Here is a 22,028-nt window from a genome sequence, read left to right as displayed (position 1 = left end):
GGATTTCTGCGCGTAGGGTGGGCTTTAGGCCACCTCGGCCGTTATCCGTTGTCTTTCAACAGGCGGGATTTTTGACGCGACCAGTCACGCTTCGCTGCCGTTTCGCGCTTGTCGTGTATTTTCTTGCCCTTCGCCACGCCGATCTTGATTTTTGCCATTCCGCGATGGTTGAAATATAGCACCAGCGGCACCAGCGTCATGCCCTTACGCTGTGTGGCATTCCAGAAATTGGACAGCTGCTTTCGCGAAATCAACAATTTACGGCGGCGGCGCTCTTCATGCTGGAAGGTCTTGGCTTGTTTATATGGCGCGATATAACTGTTCACCAACCATAATTCACCATCTTCCACAGTTGCATAGCTCTCGGCGATATTCGCACCCCCGGCGCGCAATGACTTCACCTCGGAGCCCTCCAGGATGATCCCGCATTCAACATCATCTTCGATCGCGTAATCAAAGCGTGCACGCCGGTTTTCAGCGACGACCTTGTAATTGGGATCAGATTTGGAGGCGGATTTCACTTGGGACATGCGCGCAGATGTAGGCGGAGACAGGACAGGGTGCAAGGCCGCTTACGGGAAGGAACAGGCATAATGCCCCGCATCAGTAGGACTGCGCATAGGTCTTTGGCACAAATTGGTGTATGACGTTTGCAGGTATTTGACTGGGGGTTGCCATGTTCAATCCGACGGCCGCGCTGGCTTCCTCTTTTGGGGACCATCTCGCGGAAACGTTTCTTCAGTATTTTTCGGGCCGTGATCCGGAATATGCCGCCTATATCAACGGGTGTGCCAAGATGGTTCTGGAGCGCCTCGCGAATTCGGACGCGCTTTATCATAATGCGGAACATACGATCATGGTGACACTCGTGGGTCAGCAAATCATGCGGGGTCGGCTGGTGACACAAGCCATTCAACCGCGCGACTGGCTGCATTACATCGTCGCACTCCTTGTGCATGATGTCGGCTACTTACGCGATATCTGTGAAGGTGACGCGGGTGCCACGGTGGTTATTGATGCCCAAGGCAACACGATCACGCCCCCGCGCGGCGCATCCGATGCTTTTCTGGCCCCCTATCACGTCGAACGCGGCATGATGTATGCGCGCCGACGTTTTTCGGAGTCCAGCTTCATCGACGAGGAGCGGATCGCCGCGGCCATTGATTACACGAGCTTTCCGGTGCCCGAAGACCCTTATTATCACTCCACCACCAGCGAACCCGCATTGGTGCGCGCCGCGGATTTGATCGGCCAGATGGCGGATCCCTTCTATCACCGCAAGATCGGCGCGCTGTTTCTGGAATTCCAGGAGACCGGAATGGCCGACCAGTTGGGATATGTCAGTGCTGTGGACCTGATGGAAAAATTTCCGGATTTCTTCTGGTCTCAGGTTCAGCCCCTGATCGGGCCCGCTCTGGGGTATCTGGAGCAAACCATGGAGGGCAAGCAATGGGTCGCGCAACTGTATAACCATATCTTTCAGGTCGATCATCGCACCAGCGTGCTGGGACCTTTCGCGGGCAGCTAAGGCAATAGATCAATCGCCCCGTTTGGCATGGACCTCGGCCAGATCGACCTTACCAAACGGCTCATGCATCAGCAGTATCGGCAGATCATCGAAGCAGTCCGCGGCAGGATGTGCGCGCTTGGGAGCGTGCACCTCACTTTCATTGGAACGCGGGATATTATTGAGACTGGCCGTCCGCGCGCGCCACATCGATTCCGCATTTCTGCATCAGCACAAGGATCAGATTACCGCGATTTCGCCTGCCATTGCGCAGGGGCCCACAAATCTTGTCGAAAAAGGAACTCAGAATACGGCTGTATGGGTTGCTCACATCCCCCCGGGCGGACCGTATGATCATCCACATGGATAGCGCAGACATTGAGGCGCTGGCAGATTTTATTTCCGACAGGTCTGCAGCACGTTTTTGGAAATCGATTGTGCATTTGGCGATGAACATCCTGCTATGCCTGGTCGCCCCGCCGATAGACAAATCACAATGGCCGCGTTTCGGGACCCGCTGCCACCGATCCGAAACGACATTGCGTGTGAAGGAACCCGAAATCGAGATGCCGCTTTTCCAAACGATCGCCATTTGGATGCGGCTGCGCCGATGACCGCCCATGCAGAAACGCCGGTTAAATTTCTGTCTGTTCCAAGGGGCATGGCGCGTGATATTGCCAAAAGCGTGAACCTGTTCGCTGACGGAGGAAACCGCATGAGCTACACCTATGACGACAAAAATATCTTTGCCAAAATCCTACGCGGTGAAATTCCCAATACCACCGTCTTGGAGACGCAACACAGCCTCGCGTTTCGCGATCTATATCCGCAGGCTCCGACCCATGTTCTGGTGATACCGAAGGGTGCCTACGTCAGCTATGACCACTTTGCCGCCGAAGCGTCAGAGGACGAGATCGTGGATTTCACCCGAGCGATTGGCGAGGTATGCCGCCTTGAGGGTGTTACCTTAACGGCTGGAAATGGCTTCAGGATGATCTCGAACGCGGGAGAGGATGGCGTACAGGAAGTCCCCCATCTGCATGTTCACATCCTCGGCGGACGCCCCTTGGGGCTCATGCTCACCCAGGCCTAATATCCGCGTCGTTTGGCCGCCCACCAGCGGCGCAAGCGGCTCCGCCTGTCCGCCATATTATCTTCCATGGCCTCCCAGCCATCTTGCATCTCTTCCAGCTTTGGATCGATCCGGGCTTCACGAAAACGCCGCCAGCGAATCCAGATCGCTCCGAAAATCACCGCCAGAGTTCCCAGAATGAGGACGTTCATCCACGGTAGCGGCTTGCCGGCATCTGGCCCATCGACGGGCCAGACAGAAATGGCATTTGGAAAGATCGTGAAAAACTCTATCCGCCATCCATAATGACGAATCGCGGCATATTGCGGCGCTGCGGCGGTTGCTTTCAAATCGGAGGCCTCAGCCTGAAGGTTGGAGGTGTCGAATTTGAAATAGGGCGGCCAGCCCCATCCGGTGTCCTCGTTGCGATAGACCATCACCTTGTCATCCACACGCCGGGACTGGATAAAAAACACATCCCGGCTGGCCGCATTGACGTTTGAACCCGTGTCAGCCTGCGCCCAGAACAAGCGGTTTTCGCCCGGATCAATCCGCTTTTCATAGGTATCTGTCACCCGCACGATATCCACCTGTGGCAGGGTATAATGGAGGAACGCAGCCATCAACATCCAGAAGGCGGCGATAAAAAACCATTTTACATAGAACATGACGAATCCTCTCTCAGGCGAAATTCGTGAAATAAATCAACAGGCCAACCGCAATTGTCGGAACCACATAAACACCGAGAATCAATTTGCGCCGCAGCGATCCATCATACTCCCTCAAACCGGTTTTCACAAAGCTCTCGCGGTTTCCCGGTCCGCGGGTCTCATCCCACTCCGCCTCCAGCTTGCTACGCCTGACCGCTCGCGAATAAAAGGAAAGGCAGACATAGATTATCGTCAGCACGACGAATCCTATGACCAGCAAACGTGCCAGTGCAACCATTTCTGCCTCCGAATGTTTATCTCCTTTCCTCCATATAAGATGTTTCAGCGCGCAGCACAGCATACAGGCGCAAGAAACCTTGTCTCTTTCGCAAATGCACAGCGCAATGTTGCAACAAAGTGGGATTTGCACCCGCAGGACAAAGCGAAAAATCCAACAAAAGGGGGCCGATGGGCGCAAAGCCTGACCCGGCGCGGGCAAAGCTGCCAATCAGCTGCTGCATGCGCTGCGCGCCCCCTCCGGTCCGGGTCAGCCACGAGACGATCCATCGCTTCGCCTATTCCAAGGACGCTCGCGCGGAGCAGTCAGTCGCCACCGGCCAGAACACCGCAGACGCCGCCGGCCAAGAGGATACCGGCGTCAACAAATCGTGATTTCAGGTCGATTTGCCATCGCCTAATGCCACGCCGCGCAAGTACATCCGACACCGGACGCCCGCTGAAATCTTCGAAAAAACGTAGATATAAATACACAACCGATTGGTTTAAAACATAATATTGACACCTGGCATTTCGCCACGTCCATCATTTTCGCCCCGGTTGCAATGTTGCCCCCCCCCGACCCGCTCAATATCCACAATGCGGCTCAAACCCCGCTCGTTCATCGCCCCCCACCGGCGCAATTCCCCATTTTTCCGTATCAACAAAGGGCCGCGCCCACTTCGCGCGAGGGCCTTGGGCCCACGAAACCCGGCACCAAACCGGTGGGCGGTCTACTTTTCAGGGGACAACGTTGAATTCAGGCTATAGGGATATCCCGTGATGTTCTTATTGCCTTCGTCCGTCATCACCAGAATATCATGTTCGCGGTATCCCCCCGACCCGGGTTGATCCGCCGCGATGTTCAGCATTTGCTCCATCAAGATCACCATGCCAGGTTCCAGAACGGTATCGATGTCTTCGCGCAGTTCCAACCCCGCTTCACGCCCGTAATAATGGCTCAAAACGCCAAAGGAGTGACCATATCCAAACGTCCGGTGTTATAGCATATCCCGCTCCGCGAGGAAGGCGTTGATCTTCTGCGTGATCGCGGCACAAGACGCGTCCGGTTGCAAAAGGCTCATCCCAAATTTATGCGCGGCAATGTTTACCTTCCAGGCTTCAAGGCTCGCAGGGTCTGCCTCCTCCACGAACAAATGTGAGCTCCATTCTGATCGCGTCCGTTTGCGTAGGCAGGGTATCTAATCGCCGCGCTAATTTCATCAGCTCATCTCGGAACGCTTCGGCTGGCGTTCTGCAATCCAAGCATTTGCGCAGTGTCGCGTTTTGACGGCCATGCTGGACCCTCCTGTTCCTGTACCAGAAAGGCCACCGCGTTCAGGACGGGGTGCGGCTTTTCAGCGGCGACGCCATCGCCCACAAAGTGTTTGCTCCAACGGCCGAATTCGCAAGCGAAATCAAACCTTATTGCCCATGAGGAAAGCCACCATGTCGCTTGTCGGATCCGCCAAAGCGTCGATCACATCGAAATGATGCTTGTCCGGTACGACCACCTGCCGCGCGCCCCATGCGCGCGCCTGCGCCTCTGCCTGTTCCAGAAAGGCGGGACGTTCCTGTGCGCCCACCCAGATTTTCACCTCCGCGCCCTGAGGACGCGCCATGCTCATCAGACTTTCCGCGCGCGCCTCCTGCGCATCCAGACGCAGGATGTCGTTCATTGAGGTTTCCAGTAGCGGCTCAAGATCCGCAACGGGCGAAATCGACGCAATTCGCGTAATTCGGCGACGCACGGGCTCGGGCAACACCAGCGGATCCATCATCCGCGACACCAGATGCCCCCCGGCAGAATGACCCGCAAGCGCAATCGGTTCGAAGGTGCGATCGGCGATCTTGCTGACGGCTGTGGCAATCTGTCTGGTAATATCGGAAATGCGCACGTCGGGGCACAGATCATAACTCGGCATCGCAACCGACCAGCCCGACGCCATCGCACCAGCTGCCAGATGCGACCAATGGCTGCGATCAAACGCCTTCCAATACCCGCCGTGCACGAAGATCAACGTGCCGCGTGAAACACCCTCGGCGTTGAAGAAATCAAACACCTGCCGCTCTGATCGCCCATAAGACAATCCCAGCTCTGCGCGCGCGCCTAGCTCTTCACGAAAGGCAGCCGCGGCTTTTTCCCACGCAGGCGGATAGGCGTCAGCCCCAGCGATATAGGCAGCATTGGCATAGGCATCATCCAGGGGTTTCATTTCGCTCTCCCTCCTCTTCGGAACTGGACAATCATACTCAGAGTTGGTTTGAGAGCCATAGACATTTTCGCGGAGGACCCGAAATGACAGATATTCTAAACACCGACCTCAAATCTCTTTTGAAAGACCCCAGCCTGCTGGAAACCCGCGCCTATATCGGTGGGCAATGGGTGGATGGGGACGACGGGACGTTCGACGTGATCAACCCTGCGCGTGGCGATGTGATCGCCTCTGTCGCCAATCTCAGCCGCGCTCAGGTCGCAGGCGCGATTGCGCAGGCCGAAAAGGCACAGAAGGAATGGGCCACCTGGACCGGCAAGGAACGCGCGGGCGTGATGCGCAAGTGGTTCGATCTGATGATGGAAAACGCCGATGATCTGGCAACCATCCTGACGGCGGAACAGGGCAAGCCGCATGCCGAGGCCAAAGGCGAGATCGCTTACGGGGCCAGCTTTATCGAATTCATGGGCGAGCAGGCCAAGCGCGTTTACGGCGAAACCATCCCCGGCCATCAACGCGACAAGCGTATTACCGTTTTGAAACAACCCATTGGCGTGGCCGCTTCAATCACGCCCTGGAATTTCCCCAATGCGATGATCACGCGCAAGGCAGCCCCCGCTTTGGCCGTTGGCTGCGCCTTTGTCGCACGCCCTGCCGCCGAAACACCGCTCAGCGCCATCGTGATGGGTGTTTTAGCCGAACGCGCGGGCGTTCCGGCGGGCGTGTTCAACGTGGTGCCGTCTTCGTCCTCCTCCGCCGTGGGCAAAGAGTTCTGCGAAAACCCGGCAGTGCGCAAATTGACCTTCACCGGGTCGACGGAAGTGGGGCGCATCCTGCTCAAGCAAGCCGCCGATCAAGTGATGAAATGCTCCATGGAACTGGGCGGCAACGCGCCCTTTATCGTGTTTGACGATGCCGATCTGGACGCCGCCGTCGAAGGCGCGATGCTGTGCAAGTTTCGCAACAACGGCCAGACCTGTGTTTGCGCCAACCGTATCTATGTGCAGGCGGGCGTCTATGATGCCTTTGCCGCCAAGCTGAAAGTGGCCGTCGAGAACCTCAAGGTCGGCGATGGCCTGTTGGAAGGTGTCACCACCGGCCCGCTGATCAACAAGGACGCGGTGGAAAAGGTCAAGGAACACATGGAAGATGTGGTCGCGCATGGCGGTGCCATCCTGACGGGGGGCAAGGCGCATGAAATGGGCGGAACCTTCTTTGAGCCCACAATCGTCACCGGCGTAACGCAGGATATGAAAGTGGCGTCGGAGGAGACCTTTGGGCCACTTGCCCCGCTGTTCAAATTCGAGGATGAAGACGAAGTGATCGCGATGGCCAATGACACGATTTTTGGTTTGGCTTCGTACTTTTATGCCAAGGATCTGAGCCGCGTTTATAAGGTCGCTGAAGCGCTGGAGTACGGGATCGTCGGTGTGAATACCGGTATCATATCGACCGAAGTCGGACCCTTTGGCGGGGTAAAACAATCCGGCCTGGGTCGCGAAGGATCGCATCACGGGATCGACGATTATCTGGAGATGAAATACATCTGCATGAGCGTGTGATCTTCACAAATCTATCGAAAAAGGCCGCCCTGCGCGGCCTTTTTTATGCGCACCCGTCGATTTTGCGGCCCTGCTTTTGCGTCACGGTTTGGGACCGTTACGCGCACGCTGGATGATCGTTCCCAAAAGCGTCAAAAGCAGAAATACAATCAACGCAATGAGAAGTATCGGAGGCCAGAACGCCTTGTGATCGCAGGTGCTCAGGATCACAAGCATCACGAAAACACCGGCCACACCAATGCGCACCACGCCCATCTTGAAGGCGATCTTGTCGATCAACCCACTGTAGAATGACCGCCAGGTCAACAGGATGACCACCGCAAAAACCGCCATTGCAACCAGCGTGATATAAGCGCGCCGCGGGCAGGACCAGGTGCAGACCTGATCAAAACTGCCCTGTATCAACGTCAGCTGCACCGGCAGCGTGGCCGCGTTCCATTCCGTGGCAATGATCTCGTTCAACGCCGGCGTTTCAACACCATCCGGCAGTGGTACGGGCCAGAAGCCAATACCTGCGAAGTTATCCTGAAAATACACGACATCATCCAAAAACTGGCTGAAGGCATCAGCGTCAGGGTCCGGGTCCTGCCCGTCTAGCAGACGTTGTTTAACCTGTTCATGTGCACTCGGGGGCAGTATGGGGATGAAACTGCGCAACACGGTGGAGCGCTCCGTGCCGCGAAAATCACCCTGATCCATGCGCGCGCGCAGGTTCTTTTTGGTCTCCGTCGTCGGGCGTTCCAGAAACACCAGGATTTTGTCGACGGTTTTCTCGCCATCTTCGCCGGGGATCAATAATTCGCGCAGATCATTCATCAAGGCTTCGCTCGGCGGCACGTCGATCAACGAAAAGTCAAAGGCGAGATTGACCGTCTGCCCGCGCGGTTCGAGCGCATCCTGAACCTGCCGGATGATGCGGATCATCTTGCTGGTGTTGATCTCATCATTCGGGCGGCCCGAGTAATCCTCAAAAATCAGCGTCACGCCGTCAGGTTGCATAACGTCAAAAAGCGTCGGTATCGCGTTTCTGACGCCTGCAAGCGAGCGGTCCTGCAATCGCGCGATGGGGCCTGAATGATCCACGATGCGCTCGATCGCATAGGTTTGCTCGACTTCCGACCACGCCGCCCAATTGCGCAGATCAAAAGCCAGGTCCACCTCGGCGCGGTGCTGATGCGCGGAATTGATGAAATCGCGCTTCATCTTCACCCAATGCGTCAGGTTCTTGAGTTGCAGGTTACGATCCCCGGCAGCGGCCTGCGGGAACTCGAACTGGAATTCCAATCCGTAAAACGCGATGCGGCTGATCATACCGAAATCGATCGGCGCGGGGGCCAGAACCGCCTCGGGGTTTTCACGCGCCGCCTCTTCAAGCGGTGAGAACCAGAAGGGGTAAAACCCATAAACATGGCTGTTATCGGGCAAATTCCGCTTGGGCACGCAGTTGCAATCCGGTGCTGCAAAATTACCCGTCACGCGCGGGTCATTGGGATTTTCAAGACTGGTCGTCGCCACTTTGATCGCCCGCGCGTTCAAGTCCGGCGACAGCGGCGCGCTCACCAATTGACCGGTCGCAGCGGGGATCGTGTTCAACGCCGCCTGAAACAGGCGTTCGGTGGGATAGGTGATGCGCAACAGGCTTTGCATGCGCTCTTCAAGGTTGGCAGCACTTGGATCACCCGCACTTTGTGCCACGCCTTCCACGCTCATGATCCGGTCAAGCAAGTCTGGTGTGAGCTGCCAGTCACTGCTGATCGCCGCGTCGATCAGTGCCATGTCGCGCGCCACAATGTCCTTTACCTGATCCGCAACCAGCGGGCGCAACAAGGCGCGCACATCTGCCTTGATCAATTCGACATTGGTCCCTGTCAGGAACGGCCCGTCATAGATCGCCTGTTTGAAAGCCTCGTTGGGCAGGGTTTGCAGGGCTGCGGTGACGCTGGCGTCTGTCACCCCGATCAGGGGCGGCAAATCGAGCGGGTCGAAGTTTTCCGGGTCAACGCGTGCCGCATCCAGAGGTTCGCTTACCTCCTCAGCGGCGGCGCTCAACAAGTCGGCAGCCTCTTCGATCTGCGCATTCAAGGCGGCGCTCAAGGCGTTGGACAGGTTGATTTCCAACCCCGCGATAAGATCATCGCGGTTGGCGGTCTTGACCCCGGTGAGCGGCTGTAGAACCGGTGCACTATCGAGCAAATCGGGGTTCAGCACGAAGCCCGCCACGCGTTGCGGATCAAGCTGAAACCGCAGACCAAGCGGGTCAGAACCCAGCACAAGCTGGCTGATCCGGTCCACCGTACACAGATCCAACGCCTCCGCCAGGGCACCGCGTATGGCGGCGTTCAGCAGCTCCGCGCTGGAGAAACTCTGCTCGGCCAGAGGGGCCAAAAGCCCGGCAACGTCAATGGTTTGTACAAGAAGGTCGAGCTGTGGCTGATCAAAATTGTAGAAGGTCAGGGTCGTGGGGTTTGAGGCCACCTGACAAGAGGGGGGATCACCCGCAGGATCCGTGAGGGGTGCATCAGGTATTGTCTTCGCGAATGCGCGCAACAAGAACGTCACCGTGTGCCGCGTCCCGGCCAGCAAGAACAGGCGGTTTTGCAGATCCTTGGCCATCCATCTGGCGAAAGCCGGATCCCGCAATTTATCCAGCGCGCCCGGAAAAGCCGCCTCCAGCTTGCCATAGGCATCAAGCGCATCAGCAAAGCCCGCCCCGCCCGGAAAAACCGGCAAGACAGCGCATAAGGTCTCAAGCGTGCCACCGGGTGCCAGAGTGTCAAAAGCCACCTGAGCCCGCTGTGACAGAGCGGCACCCGTCAGACCGGCACAGCCATCACCACTGCTTGGACGCAGAACCGCTGCCGTGCTGCTTGGCGATCCGGCAAGACGCAACAGCGTCAGGTTTGGCGTGGTATCCGGCCCCATCGGTAAAAAATCATCTACCGCCGTCAAACGTCCCCGCCAAAACGGCACATAACTGGTCAATTCGCCGAATTCGACCGCCAGTTTGATCGTCTCTGTGGCCCCGTTTTCAGCCGTTAGATCCGGAATTTCTTGACATAATCGCGCCAGCCCGTTGCGGGTATAATCGCCCCATGTATCATCGCGCAGCAACGGGTTTGGGTCCTGCAAGGCCGTCGCCAGCCCGCTCTGCATCGTCGCAAACAAACTACGCTGGTTTTGATCCCTGGTCCGCGCGCTGAAATCGGCGCGCTTTTGTGCATCAAAGAGTTCCGCGGCGGTTAAATCGGCAAAAAGGGGCTGACAAAATCCCGGCTCATTTTGCTGCGCCTGTACGCTTCCCGGAACAAAAGAGAGCATAAAACAAAGCATTAATAACAGGTTACGAATGAGCAGGGTCATGCGGTACGTCCTTCTTTGCGCATTTCGCTGGAAATGGCGCTTTGAATATCTTGCTTGGATACGGTTTCGGAATTGCGCCGCAACGCGGTGATCGCGGCATGGCGCACCACATTCGTGATCGACCCACCGACAAGCCCGTGATCCTGCGCGATCTTGTCAATATCCACATCGCCTGCCACAGGCACATGCGCCAGCAGGCCGGACCATATCTGTTTGCGCTGCTCTTTATCCGGTCTCGAAAATCCCAGCGCCATCTGGAACCGGCGAAAGAACGCATCATCGATATTGCCACGCAGGTTGGTCGCGAGGATTACAAGGCTGCGGCAGTCCTCGATGCGTTGCAATAGATAGGAGACTTCCTGATTGGCATAGCGGTCATTGGAGGAGGTCGTGGCCGTGCGACTGCCAAATAACGCATCCGCCTCGTCGAAAAATAAAATCCATTCGCGCTCGGCAGCCATGTCAAAGACCACACCAAGGTTTTTCTCGGTTTCCCCGATATATTTGGACACCACCATCGACAAATCCACACGGTAGACATCCAAGCCCGTACGCTTGCCCAAAAGCGACGCCGTCAGCGTTTTGCCCGTACCCGGCGGGCCATAAAACAGGGCCTTGAACCCCTCGCCGAAGTGACGCGACAACCCCCAGTCGCCCAATATACGATCACGATTTTCGAGCCAGGCGATGATATGGCCAAGGTTGTGGTGCAGATCACGCGGCAAGGCGAGATCTGCCCAATCCAGCCCCGTCTCAAGGCGCTTGGCGGGAAAGCCCGGCGCAAAATCCGGCCGGGGCGGGGAGCCTTCACAGAGCGCCACAACCCGGTGCACAGGCAATTGCAGCGTTGCGGCAAAGGCGGTCTGCGTCACCGCGCCCAACTCCAGCCCGGTGTATCGACGCAGCGGATTATCCACGTCGAAATAATGCATTGCCTGGATACGCGCAGTAGAATCCGCGCCTGCCACCAGAAAGAGCGCCGTCTGAGCCGTGGGATAAAACGCGTTGTCGCTGATGACGCCACCAAATTGCGAGAACACCCGATCGATCGGTTTATTTTTGACAAAGAAGGGGTCAAGGATCGCAGAGTGGACATGCGGCGCGAGTGCAAGTGCGAGGATCAGCCGTGCGTTACCCGTCAGAGCAGTACGATCCACCAATTGCCCCAAAGCGGAGGCGGGAGGCAGCGCGGGCGGGGCGGGGAATGCAAATTCGGCACGGTCTCCAGCGAAAAAATGTTGCAGGCGTCCTTCGATCACCTCTGCAAGCCAGGCAAGTTCCATACTGATCGCACGCGCGTGATCACAGACAGGCGCATCCTTGGCGACGGTGCTCAGGTTTGCATCAGGCATCGGTGTTTCTCCAATGCACGGTACAGGGCTCCGGCATCCACGGCAGGGCGACAGTTCCGAAACTCCAGGGCAAACGGTCAAGCAGCATGTCAAACGGGCCGCTTTCAACATGCAAAAGCCAGCCGTTCTCCTGACGTCTCAGGATCGCATCGCGCCGGATAAAGGCATCGCGCAGCCCATCCGGTGATGTCTGACCAAGCGCGCCCCACCGCTCGATCACGGAAACAAGCAGGCTGTCGATGAGCTCAACATCAGCCGTATTTTGGGCCGGTACAGGTGCCGGGGTCCAATTCTGTGCAAGCCCAAGCAATAACTTTTCAACCGGATCAGGGGGTTGATCCTGTGGCGCGGCGCTGTCGGCCAGAAGTTGCAGCGCGCGTTGCGCGGCGGGGATGTTTTGCTTTGGCAATTGGCGGTTTTTGTCCAACAGGTCCAACCGCTCGAACAAGAGCGTTACGAAGGGGAAGAAAAGGACCAATCCGCCCCGCTGAGATAGATAGGCCTCATCGCCTTGAGGCGCGATTGCACTGGCCTCACCACCTTCCTGCCGTGTGCTGTTTTCCGCGGCTTTCACGGGCTCGGATAGTAATGCTTCGACCGCTGCCAGTGCCTGATGCCTCAAACCTGGGGCCGTGGCACCATCGCTATAGCTGAGGCGGGCGGCGATCTGACGCAGGGCGCTACGGCGCTGCTGCATGTCCGGGAACAACTGGCGCATTTCGTCTTCCAAAAAGGACGTAAACTGCTCAGATGAACCCCGCTGCGCCGTCACCAGCGCCATCACCGCCCGCAGGTAGTCGCGGTCGTGGTTTTGCAGGGCGGGTGTGATGGTATCATCAGACGCACCGGGCTGCGTTGGATCGGACGGGGTTCGGGTTTGATGCGGCGCTGATAATGCCTGATCAGGATGAGGGGCCGCGTCAAGGTCTCCTCCTGCCCCCCCCGCGTTGGTTGATCTGTCCGGTGCCGCGCGCTCATCCGCATCATCAATCGGTTGTTCCCGTGGTTCCCCGGTATTGCCTCCAGGCGGAGGTTCTTTCGATTTCGACGCCTGCCCATCTGGGGCCGATGCGGCGCCCGGTTGGTGCCCCAGGGGCCGCGTGATGCGATGCGGCTCATTGCCCGTATCAGACCTGTTCTGTCGCCCCTCCAGCGTCGCAGTGCCGGGTTTTCCAGACACATCATGCGTCATCCCAAACGTATTTATATATTCTTTATCAAAGGCTTGTCCTAACCGATCTGGCAAAGCAGACCAGATGACATCAAGCATAGCCCGCCAATGTCGACCGCTCTGCGTATCGACAAGCTCTGCAAGCATGAGAACGGTCGATGCCACGGAGATAACATCCGATGGTCCTCCCGTATCAGCGATATCCCCGACACCACGCGAAATGCGTTCAGCCTGCGACTCGGGCCTTCGATCTCCTCGTGGTGTAACAGCATCTGTATGACGTGCGGCCGGGATTGGCGATGCGCCCGCATCAGGGCGCGTGCCGGTAACGGGTGCTTGTGCTGGGGGCTTATTCGGAAGGGGCGCGGTCGGTCTTTTCGCCAAATGATCGGCGCGATCTTGCACCGCTGCCGGTTTGGACGCCTCATCCGGGACGGGTACTGCCGCGCCAAAAGATGCATCCGTGCGAACCTCCTGCGCTGATCGCAGCGCCACATCTTCACCATAGATAAAATCCAACAGACCCCGGGCATCTCGAGGCGCATGTCCCGCCGCTCTCAGCAATTCCAACCACCCCTGCAGGGCCTCGCTGCGCGCCGCAGGCCCTTGCTTTAAAAGATCTTCCGGGCTTTTTCCTGACCCCTGCGCGCGCGCGATTTCCACGGGGGGCAAAGGCTTGTTGCTCCGGTCTGCGATTTCATCGGGGTTGCTCAGGCGGGACGGCGCTGGTGGGCGTGCTCTGCGCTGCGTCGCACCCGTTCGGATCGCGATATGAGGCGCAATGGCCTGGGCGCGATCCCGAGCGGCCCGAAGTGACAGACCATTTTTTTCCAGCAGCAAGGCGAGGGCCGTCTCGATCTCGACACTGCGCAACGTTGCCGTCTCAAGGTGGTCCACCAGCGTCGCGCCGACATTTTGCGCGGCAACTGGAACCGGGGAACCCTCTGCGACAGCAATCTCGCGACGCTGCTCGGCTGGGCGATCGCTGGGATAATCGAGGGTGTGATCCGACGCGTTTTGGGGGACCGTCGTTTCCACAGCCTCAGAGGTTGTCGGATCCGCCGGGTGGCCCCGCGCCGTTACAGCGCGGTTTTCTACGCGTTCATGCCCGTACAGATTTGGGGTCGCCTCCGGGGCCACGACGGGTGCAGCTTCGCGATGGGCGCGCCAATGCGATGGGGGCGCGTCGAACGGCACCTGCGGCAATTGGATCAACGCGTCGAGTATTTCCTGTGCAGTAGCGTCCAGCGCCTCAATCCGTTCTTGCAGAAGACTGCCAGCGTTGTTTTTTGAACCATCAGCGTGACGTGATACGTCCATCGCCCGAAGGAGCCGCGCCATGCCACCGCGCCGCACGGGATCGACCTCGCGGTATCGCAATCGCTCTATCCGCGACAAAAAGGCCGATAAAGCCTCAAAAAACCCCGGCCGCGATCCCCCGTCCTGCTCCTCTGATGCGCGCCGCTTGGCCAGCGATGCGGTGGTCTCTGCTTCTTGTCCGGCTGGCGGCGATGCAAAATGCGCGTGGGGCGTTTCATCACCTGCTGAGACCTGAGCGCTCTTTGGCCATGTCAAAAACGGGTGCAGCGCACTGGTCAGCTTTTCCGCAAACACCCGGCGCAGATCCCGCCAGTCAGGCGCATCCGGCCAGTCGCCCAGATCAATTTCCAACAGATCAATCCGCGCAACGCCGCCCGCAACAGAAGCATCGTTCAGCACCTGCTCCAGAACAGGCAATAAATGTTCCCGTGATCGCATCAAAACGGCTTCGGGCGTCGCAAGATCCCCGTTTTGCGATACCACATCAAAATCAATAGTCATGCGTGTGATGGCATGGGCCTGTGCCGGCACCTTGGTCATCTGAGCAGTGGCGCGCGTCACGATCCCGCCTTCACGTCGGCCAGCAAGGCCCGGATCTCGCGTTTTGCGTCTTGGCTGCCCGAATTGAATTTATCGAATAAATCCTCAAAACGGGCCATCGCCTCAGGGTCCATCCAGAGCGCGTCAATCTTCATATGGGCCGGGGCATGTGTTTCGATCAACCGTGTCACATAGGCGCGATAGGTCGCCTGGCCGGTCCGCGCGGTCCACCCCGTCATCACCATTGTGGCACTGTTGGAAATGAAATCGCTACTGGCGTTGCGCAGCAGAATGTCCTCGATCAGATAGGCACCTTCGGCGTTGGCATGCAACGCCTTCCAGCTTGCGCGCAGCCGTTGAGCAAAACCCGTTGCCGCCTCGAGCGTCTCAAAACGCCCACAAGTATAGAGATGCGTGGGGCTCTGCGCATCAAAGAACACCGCAAAATCACCATCGGCGGTTTGTGACACCAAAAACGATCGAGGATCAGCGCATAGAATGAACAATTCCGCAGGGCATGTGTTCTGCGTGATCCACGGGCTGGCGGCACGCAAGGCCGCGTCATCCAACGGTTGCGCGTCGGGCTGGTGAGGTACGAGCATGTCAAAGGGGTTATCGGGCAACATCAAATCAAGACGGGCAAAATCCGGATCGATCCTGTCTGCCCCGTCCGCGAGGGATAGATCCAACCGTTCAAGCCCCTGCACAAGGTCGCGCGGATGTTGCAGGTCCGCCAGCTGCCGGAATTTGAGCAGAAAGGCACCGGGGTTTTCGCCATTGGGCCCTGTTCCTCGGCCCCGATTGAGATTGGGTAGCGCCGTCAGATAATCCAACCGCCAGCGCAGCTCGAAAGCAGCGCGCTCGGCGGCAGTGCGATAGCTGTGCAGCCCGGCATGCAGGGTTTCTGGCATTTCCTCCCCTTGATGGGCGATGAGAACATCCAAAAGCGCGATACGCCGACGCTGCACCGCTGGATCATCGGTCGTCGCATCCGTACTTGCGCTCAGAAACCGCGGCAAATCGCGCAGGGTGGCGGACATATCATCAACATGCGCGTTCACTGCCTGGCGATACTGCGTCATTAACGCGGCCTCCGGCGTGCTTTTCAAACCGGCGCGGTAAACGCCTGGCAAAAGCGCATCAATCGATGCGACGTCGAAATTGCGCCGCTGACCGGCCGCGGGCAAAATCCAGTCGGACCCATCCAAGTGGTGGCGCGCATGTGCGATATGATCCGCCGAAACACGCACGAACTCTTCGAGGATGCCGCTCGGGTCGAGCTTCAATGGCAACCCGTCCAACGTCAATTCCAACTCGATATCCGCAACCGTGTCGGGCAAGGTCAAGTCCAGATAATGAACGTCTTCGCGCGCATCACCGTCTTTTGGCACCGGAATCTGGCGCGTCAGGGAGAAGCTGGAAATATCGATGACGCCGGGGATTTTTCGAAAAGACGCAAGATGATCCTCCAGATTGGGCACCTTGCCGTCCTGATCGGAGGGCGCGTGCAAGAAGGTCTGGGGGTGGTCAAACACGGTTTTGCGCGTGGCCCCGACACTGGTGTCATGCCCCGTGGCCTGGCCGCGCAGAATCGCCGACACGTGGTAGTAGATCTCCGCTGCCACGCGTTCGGGAATGGCCGTTCCGGTAATCTGCACGCTCCCGGCAAGGCGCGCAGAGACGCGTTTTGCAACACGCATCCGGTGAATGTCACAGCCCAATGGACGACGCGCGCGAAACGCCCGCATGATCCTGGCACCCGCTTTGATATCCGCGTCCTGGCGCGCGGCATCGGGGGACCCACCTGCCGGAATGATGACGACATTGAGCAGCCCCGCGCGTGGTCCGCACGAGATCAAAACTCTCGCAATTCCAGGCACTTCAGACAGTTGCGCGGCGATATCAAGCAGGGTGACCGGGTTGCCGGGCAAGGTTTGCCGGGGCAGGAAAAGCGACATGGGCGCGAAACGGATATCGCCCTTTTCGTCAGTCAAAAGGTCGGCCGTTTCGTGGGTCGCCTGATAGGACACTTCGCTCAGGGCAAAACAGGTCTGCTCCAGCAGGGTCACGCCAGGGTCATGCAGGTTGAAATCGGTCCAGATATTGCCCGAAGCCGCCTGCGCAAATCCGATCGCGGCATGACGCAGCGTTTCGAAACTCTGTGGTGCGGGCGGGGGCGTCATAACAGCCCCTCGTCGCGGTCGGTATTGCGGCGTGATCCCTCCATCAGCGAATCAAACCACAGGCGCGTCAGGTAATAGCGAATGTTCTTGCCCGCGCCGTAATTGGCGTTCGAGCGCAGTTGCAGCTTGAAATGATGGCGCTCTTCGGTCGCGATCCAGCGGAGCTTGAGACGATCCGCATAGCTGCCATAAACCGCCGTCTGCGCCTTGATGCGGCGCCGCCCAAACAGCCAGTTCAGGATCGGATTACGCGGATGAAACGCGTTCATCGCGATGGCATGCAGCATGGCATAATGACCCGCGTTCACCTCGGCACCGGCGCCGGCCATGACCTCAAACGCCTGACACCCGGTCATCGCGGGCGTGATGTCGTGCCATTTTCCATCCGCGGGAATATGGGCGATGTCGGGCGAGGTCACCCCCACCCGGCCCGCCATACGCGCCACGCCATTAACGTCAAGACGCCATGCGGGGTTTTCCGTATCAAACCCCGCGCGACCGTCCCGTGTGAGGCTCAGCCCTTGAGCCTGTTTGGACGGGGTGTTGGTGTCGATCTGGTTTGCCTGCGCACCCAGGTGCGGTTTGAAATGCAACGCGCCGGGGGCCTGCCCGGATGTGGTGGTACCATGTTCCACCGTCCAGGAAGGCGTGGGGGTGCTGAGACCCTGATAGAGGCTCATCACGCGCAGGGAGGTGCCGACGGAATTCAGGTTCAACCCGTCAATGGCCGTCTTGGAGTACCCATCCTCGACCGTGTTCACATTGCTGTCGATCAGGTCGCGGTAATGTTCCGCGGTGGGCAGCGCGCCCTCGCGGAAAAAGGATTTGAGCGTGGTGCGGTCTTGTTTTGTCACGAGTTCATTCCCTGGCCCACGATGAGCATGTCACCGATTGACAGCCGCCCAATGCCACTTTGGGTCGGTCTGTCATCCTGTGGTTTCAAAAGTGGCGTCAGCGCGTGATCAATCGTCGACAGCGGCAGACTCCATGGCCGTGCGGCTGTGATCCAGGGCCCGTGTGGCCCGCGCGTATCCGTTTGTGCGGTATCCATCAGCATATGCGTCCCGGCGTCATCCGAGGCCAGGTGCAATACCGAAAAATCATTGATCGCACGCACATATTCCAGCGCATTGATATGCGCGCGCAACAGCTTGACGTTGAGCGACCAGCCAAACCGCGCCAGCGCATCAGAGCCCGTCCAGACCGACAAATACCGGTTGAGATGGGTTTTGAGGCGTTGCGCCACAGCACCGTCATCGCGGTCAAATTCAAATACCAGGCTGGCCCGGACATGCAGCCGTTCAAAGCTCGGATTTGCGACATCATAAGACGCGAATTCAGAGCCCAGATTGCGCAGATGATCCCGGATTCGTTGCAAAGTGGCCACGTCAAACACCTCTGGCCTCGCCGGGGCACCGGCTGGCAGGCGCGGGGGTTTGCGCACCACAATCACCGTGACCTGACCCGGTGCGGGGCGCGGCGTATGGCGGTCCAGATGCGGCAGGCATTTGACCATCCAGACCTGCGGAAAGGCGTCCAGCACCAAGCGCTCCACGTCCCAGGGCGTCACCGCGCGTTTACGATGCCGTAGCCTCTCGCCGACACGCGCCTTGAAATCGCGCGGTGTCTCCGGCGGGCGGACATCGGCGACCACGGGCACCTCGACGGGCGCGCGCAGCCCGGCTTGCGGTGGCTCAAAAGTCCAGACGCGCGCGCCGGGCGATTTGGCAAATGTTGCGTCGCTGCACAACGCCCAGACCCCGTTGGTTTCAATCGAGGTGACACTGGGAAAGACGCTGAGGTCGGGTTTCGTGGCCACTGCGGCAAGCCATGCGCCCTCACCCGGCATTTCCGAACTCACACGCAGGGCATCTTCGGGCAGGTTGATCGCGACCAGTCCCGACCGCATCAGACCAGCGGTGCTGTCTGAGGCAATTGCCGTCGCAGGCAGTGGTGCCCATCCGGCAAAGGTCAAATAGTGCCAGGCAATCGGATTAACCTCCGGCACCCGGCGCAAATGCCCGCGCTCCGCCACATTGAACAACAGCGTCAAAGGCCCCGTGGCATCCCGCCCGCTGATCTGAATGAACAGATGCCCATATCCGAGCCGGGGCGGAAACAGCGTCACATGACGCAGGGTCCGCTTGGGGAAAACCTCGACCTGCCCGAAGGCCCCGACCTGCACGACTTTTTCGCCCGCGCGCGCGGTCTGGGGGGCATTGATCTCGATCTTGGCCTGCGCGGTATAGGACAGCGACATCCGTGCAATCTGTGGCACAAAGGGCGCAGGCGGCACCGGGCGGGGCGGCAAAAGGGGCGGTGGCAAGAGCCGTGGGCGCATCGCCTTGACCAGGGCAAGCGGGTATTCATCCGCCAGAAAACCATTCGCCGTATCGCTCAAGCTCAGGCTGATCATGCCGGCAGGCACCTTTTGGCGAGCATGGAAATCTTGCGGCGTCACCACACGGTCGGTGGGGTTGGAAGGCGCATAAAGCGCGCCTTCAAAAGACCAATCAGGGCTCAATTCGCCCAAATCCGAGCGTTCAAACATCGGCAGGGCGCGCGCACCCAGACCTTTCCAGCCATCCGCGCTGAGGAACGCGAGCGTCAGCTTCGGGTCCGGTATGTCCTTGCGATTGGCATAATGCGCGTAATGGCCCTCAAAACTACCGATTTTCCCCGGTGTTTGCGCCCATGTCAGCGTGACACCCACGTCCGTCACAGGCTTGATCGCCATTTCGGCACACCCCACCCAGAGGGATGCGCCATCTTTGGGCCGCGCACCAAAAGGCATGAAGTTCTGGCCGGTTGCAACCGGTCCGTCATCCGACAGCGCCGCAATCTGGCGAATTCCTGCGGCCTTTACGCGAATATCGAAATTCTTGATGTGGTAGCGTTCAAAAAAAGACACCGGACAGATGCGCGCGCTGCTGGCATAGCGCAGAGACAAAACCGGGGCGTTTGTCGGATCAGGCCCGACAATTGGCGCCACCTTGTCATCCAGTTTCAACTTGAGCGTCAGGCCCGCGTTATCCGCATGAATATTGGAAAGCACCTGCGTCACACTGGGGGTTACCGGCCCCGCCCCCGTGCTCAACGTCACTTCAAACGCATCGCTGAGAAGTTTTTCAAACACATCCTCGGGGGCCAGAACAAAAGTACCATCCGGCGTGGAGTCAAAGGCATCGAAAATCATTGACTGGTGATCGGTTTCACTGGCAGCCACGCCCGCCTGGCCGCTCAGTTGAGAGCGACAGACGTCGATCTTTGTGCGCAGCGCGTTCCAATAGTTACCGCTGGGAAACACGCGGGTTTCGATCAGGCTGAGCGTGACGATCCGGCCCAGCAATACGCGCAAGGCGTTTACTTCGAGCACGTGGTGGGCCAGCACCTCATAGACCAGCGACAAGGAGAGCGTGACACGCCGTTCGGTTGCCAGTGCCTGTACCTTGCGCGCGATCATATCCACGCCCACGTCAAGGTCGGACTGGCTGAAGGCTTGGATCAATTCGGGATCCTCGCGCAGCGCCAATACCAGATCAGGGTCCAACTGGTCCGGGTCCGCCTTGCGGGCGGCACGGTCGGGAGACTGGCTGGAAATGGCCGGCAACGCACTGCGACGCTCCATGTTGAACGACACTTCGATCCAACGCTCCCCTTCAGCCAGCATGAACATCGCAGAAGAAAGATCCAGACCAAGGCGCACCGGGCCGCTTGTGCGGGGCGAAAACATCGGTTCGCTCACAGCGCGAGGCCCCGGCGCATAGGAGGCTGCCCGCACACCGGTGATGCCGTTTAGCGTCGCATTCAGCGAGATGGCCGGGTCCATGTCATAGGCCAATACGGTCGTGCGCGCCAACTGCGCCCGGCTGACGGGGACGGTGGTCTCTGTTTCGAACCGCTGGATCATGCCATCGCCGGATCGGGATTGAAGCGATGTCCCCTTTTCCAGAACGCCTGTTTTCTGGCTGTTGTACAGATGCAGCAGGACCCGTTCCTTTGAGGGACCGGCGGGGCTTTGACCGATGACATCATGGTAATAATACTGCGTAAAACGGTCCATAAACGCGTTGATCTGCGTCTCAACCAGCATCGAGGTGCGCAATTCGGCAATCAACAGACCCAATGCGGGATCGATATCTCCGGAGGCAATCCTTGCGTCAAAGGCGGCCTGTGCGGTTGGTTGCAGCGTGACCACCGTATTGCGCAGCACAGCGTGATTGCCACGCAACCCCGTTTCAATGGCGCGGGCCTTATACAGCGCGTCGCGGTCCTCTGCCAATGCGCGTGCCGATACACCCCATTTTTTGACCCCGGCCAATATATCGCTGGATTTATTGCGCGACATATCGTTCAGACGATCCAGTAGATCAGCCTCGGCATTGATCTGGTCGATCTGTTTGGAAAACTGCGGGTTTTGACCTGCCTCGATCCGCTCAATCCAATCCCGTAAGCGCCGCGACAGGTCTCCGATCTGCTGCACGGCATCATCGGGGTTTTCCTCAAGCGCCGTCTCAAAGGCGCGCGCCGCATCCCCGGCGTGAAACGACAGCAACTCCGACAACACATACGCCGGTTCGGCCAAAAACAGGCGCGCCCAGGGGCCAACATCTTTGGCAAGGCGCAAATAAGCATCGCTCGCACCCAACCGATCCCCGGCACGGGAAAACGCCTGAGCCAGGGTCAAGGGGAGGATCTTGAGCGACGGATCCTCCAAGGCTTGTGGCAAGCGCAGATGTTCCAAGGCACCCGGAGTGACCGTGATATTTTTCCAGTCTGTCAACACATCCAACCACAACACAGGAGATAGATATTCATA

Annotated in this window: 13 protein-coding genes and 4 pseudogenes; 5 read left to right on the top strand and 12 right to left on the bottom strand. The window is 58.6% G+C overall.

Annotated features, from left to right (window positions below; genetic code table 11):
- Positions 1 to 41: 41 nt before the first annotated feature.
- Positions 42 to 530, bottom strand: a complete 489-nt coding sequence (gene smpB, locus ROLI_RS00850) for an SsrA-binding protein SmpB (protein ID WP_187428056.1) — start codon at positions 528 to 530, stop codon at positions 42 to 44.
- Positions 531 to 676: 146 nt separating this feature from the next.
- On the opposite strand from smpB, the gene ROLI_RS00845 reads away from it, so the two are divergent.
- The gene (locus ROLI_RS00845) at positions 677 to 1,528 is read left to right on the top strand and encodes a metal-dependent phosphohydrolase (RefSeq protein ID WP_187428055.1); all 852 of its coding nucleotides are present in this window, start codon (positions 677 to 679) and stop codon (positions 1,526 to 1,528) included.
- A gap of 9 nt (positions 1,529 to 1,537) precedes the next feature.
- Here the strand turns inward: ROLI_RS00845 and ROLI_RS00840 are convergent.
- Positions 1,538 to 1,838 (bottom strand): annotated as a pseudogene (locus ROLI_RS00840) (hypothetical protein); the annotation flags it as partial.
- 132 nt (positions 1,839 to 1,970) lie between these two features.
- Between ROLI_RS00840 and ROLI_RS23780 the strand changes: the two are divergent.
- Together ROLI_RS23780 and ROLI_RS00830 are read left to right on the top strand one after the other, a co-directional pair.
- A pseudogene (locus ROLI_RS23780) lies at positions 1,971 to 2,150 on the top strand (hypothetical protein); the annotation flags it as partial.
- Positions 2,151 to 2,222: 72 nt separating this feature from the next.
- The gene (locus ROLI_RS00830; RefSeq protein WP_187428339.1) at positions 2,223 to 2,600 is read left to right on the top strand and encodes a histidine triad nucleotide-binding protein; all 378 of its coding nucleotides are present in this window, start codon (positions 2,223 to 2,225) and stop codon (positions 2,598 to 2,600) included.
- Here ROLI_RS00830 and ROLI_RS00825 read toward each other — a convergent pair.
- Together ROLI_RS00825 and ROLI_RS00820 are read right to left on the bottom strand one after the other, a co-directional pair.
- On the bottom strand, positions 2,597 to 3,247 hold the full coding sequence (locus tag ROLI_RS00825; RefSeq protein WP_187428054.1) for a DUF1523 family protein: 651 nt from the start codon (positions 3,245 to 3,247) through the stop codon (positions 2,597 to 2,599). The genes ROLI_RS00830 and ROLI_RS00825 overlap by 4 nt on opposite strands.
- 13 nt (positions 3,248 to 3,260) lie before the next feature.
- The gene (locus ROLI_RS00820) at positions 3,261 to 3,737 is read right to left on the bottom strand and encodes a hypothetical protein (RefSeq protein WP_316247386.1); all 477 of its coding nucleotides are present in this window, start codon (positions 3,735 to 3,737) and stop codon (positions 3,261 to 3,263) included.
- Between the two features lie 11 nt (positions 3,738 to 3,748).
- Between ROLI_RS00820 and ROLI_RS00815 the strand changes: the two are divergent.
- A pseudogene (locus tag ROLI_RS00815) lies at positions 3,749 to 3,888 on the top strand (IS30 family transposase); the annotation flags it as partial.
- A gap of 358 nt (positions 3,889 to 4,246) precedes the next feature.
- On the opposite strand, the pseudogene ROLI_RS00810 reads toward ROLI_RS00815, so the two are convergent.
- Together ROLI_RS00810 and ROLI_RS00805 are read right to left on the bottom strand one after the other, a co-directional pair.
- A pseudogene (locus tag ROLI_RS00810) lies at positions 4,247 to 4,662 on the bottom strand (M24 family metallopeptidase); the annotation flags it as partial.
- Positions 4,663 to 4,923: 261 nt separating this feature from the next.
- On the bottom strand, positions 4,924 to 5,721 hold the full coding sequence (locus ROLI_RS00805; protein WP_187428053.1) for an alpha/beta hydrolase: 798 nt from the start codon (positions 5,719 to 5,721) through the stop codon (positions 4,924 to 4,926).
- Positions 5,722 to 5,804: 83 nt separating this feature from the next.
- On the opposite strand from ROLI_RS00805, the gene ROLI_RS00800 reads away from it, so the two are divergent.
- Positions 5,805 to 7,283, top strand: coding sequence for an NAD-dependent succinate-semialdehyde dehydrogenase (locus ROLI_RS00800; protein ID WP_187428052.1), 1,479 nt, complete (start codon positions 5,805 to 5,807; stop codon positions 7,281 to 7,283).
- Between the two features lie 81 nt (positions 7,284 to 7,364).
- On the opposite strand, the gene ROLI_RS00795 is transcribed toward ROLI_RS00800, so the two are convergent.
- From ROLI_RS00795 to ROLI_RS00770, 6 genes are read right to left on the bottom strand one after another with little or no spacing between them, the layout of a single operon-like run.
- Positions 7,365 to 10,643, bottom strand: a complete 3,279-nt coding sequence (locus ROLI_RS00795; RefSeq protein ID WP_187428051.1) for a hypothetical protein — start codon at positions 10,641 to 10,643, stop codon at positions 7,365 to 7,367.
- Positions 10,640 to 11,995, bottom strand: coding sequence for an ATP-binding protein (locus tag ROLI_RS00790; RefSeq protein WP_187428050.1), 1,356 nt, complete (start codon positions 11,993 to 11,995; stop codon positions 10,640 to 10,642). Before ROLI_RS00790 ends, ROLI_RS00795 begins: the two co-directional genes overlap by 4 nt.
- Positions 11,988 to 15,047 carry a contractile injection system tape measure protein gene (locus ROLI_RS00785; RefSeq protein WP_187428049.1) on the bottom strand — a complete coding sequence of 1,020 codons (3,060 nt, stop codon included), beginning with the start codon at positions 15,045 to 15,047 and terminating at the stop codon, positions 11,988 to 11,990. The genes ROLI_RS00790 and ROLI_RS00785 overlap by 8 nt, the downstream gene beginning before the upstream one ends.
- Positions 15,044 to 17,209 (bottom strand): hypothetical protein, encoded by a 2,166-nt coding sequence (locus ROLI_RS00780; protein ID WP_187428048.1) that lies wholly within the window; start codon positions 17,207 to 17,209, stop codon positions 15,044 to 15,046. Before ROLI_RS00780 ends, ROLI_RS00785 begins: the two co-directional genes overlap by 4 nt.
- Complete coding sequence (locus ROLI_RS00775) at positions 17,206 to 18,063, bottom strand: hypothetical protein (RefSeq protein ID WP_187428047.1); 858 nt, start codon at positions 18,061 to 18,063, stop codon at positions 17,206 to 17,208. Before ROLI_RS00775 ends, ROLI_RS00780 begins: the two co-directional genes overlap by 4 nt.
- Positions 18,060 to 21,992, bottom strand: a complete 3,933-nt coding sequence (locus ROLI_RS00770) for a hypothetical protein (RefSeq protein WP_187428046.1) — start codon at positions 21,990 to 21,992, stop codon at positions 18,060 to 18,062. Before ROLI_RS00770 ends, ROLI_RS00775 begins: the two co-directional genes overlap by 4 nt.
- Positions 21,993 to 22,028: the final 36 nt, after the last annotated feature.

Source organism: Roseobacter fucihabitans, assembly GCF_014337925.2.
Taxonomy (GTDB): Bacteria; Pseudomonadota; Alphaproteobacteria; order Rhodobacterales; family Rhodobacteraceae; genus Roseobacter; species Roseobacter fucihabitans.
Note: the sequence above shows the minus strand (reverse complement) of the source record. Positions and strands in the feature narration are given on the sequence as shown.

Bases quoted from the DNA above. Each gene is read 5' to 3' on its own strand.
- smpB (WP_187428056.1), bottom strand. From the start codon at position 530: ATGTCCCAAGTGAAATCCGCCTCCAAATCTGATCCCAATTACAAGGTC.
- ROLI_RS00845 (WP_187428055.1), top strand. From the start codon at position 677: ATGTTCAATCCGACGGCCGCGCTGGCTTCCTCTTTTGGGGACCATCTC.
- ROLI_RS00830 (WP_187428339.1), top strand. From the start codon at position 2,223: ATGAGCTACACCTATGACGACAAAAATATCTTTGCCAAAATCCTACGC.
- ROLI_RS00825 (WP_187428054.1), bottom strand. From the start codon at position 3,247: ATGTTCTATGTAAAATGGTTTTTTATCGCCGCCTTCTGGATGTTGATG.
- ROLI_RS00805 (WP_187428053.1), bottom strand. From the start codon at position 5,721: ATGAAACCCCTGGATGATGCCTATGCCAATGCTGCCTATATCGCTGGG.
- ROLI_RS00800 (WP_187428052.1), top strand. From the start codon at position 5,805: ATGACAGATATTCTAAACACCGACCTCAAATCTCTTTTGAAAGACCCC.
- ROLI_RS00795 (WP_187428051.1), bottom strand. From the start codon at position 10,643: ATGACCCTGCTCATTCGTAACCTGTTATTAATGCTTTGTTTTATGCTC.
- ROLI_RS00790 (WP_187428050.1), bottom strand. From the start codon at position 11,995: ATGCCTGATGCAAACCTGAGCACCGTCGCCAAGGATGCGCCTGTCTGT.
- ROLI_RS00780 (WP_187428048.1), bottom strand. From the start codon at position 17,209: ATGACGCCCCCGCCCGCACCACAGAGTTTCGAAACGCTGCGTCATGCC.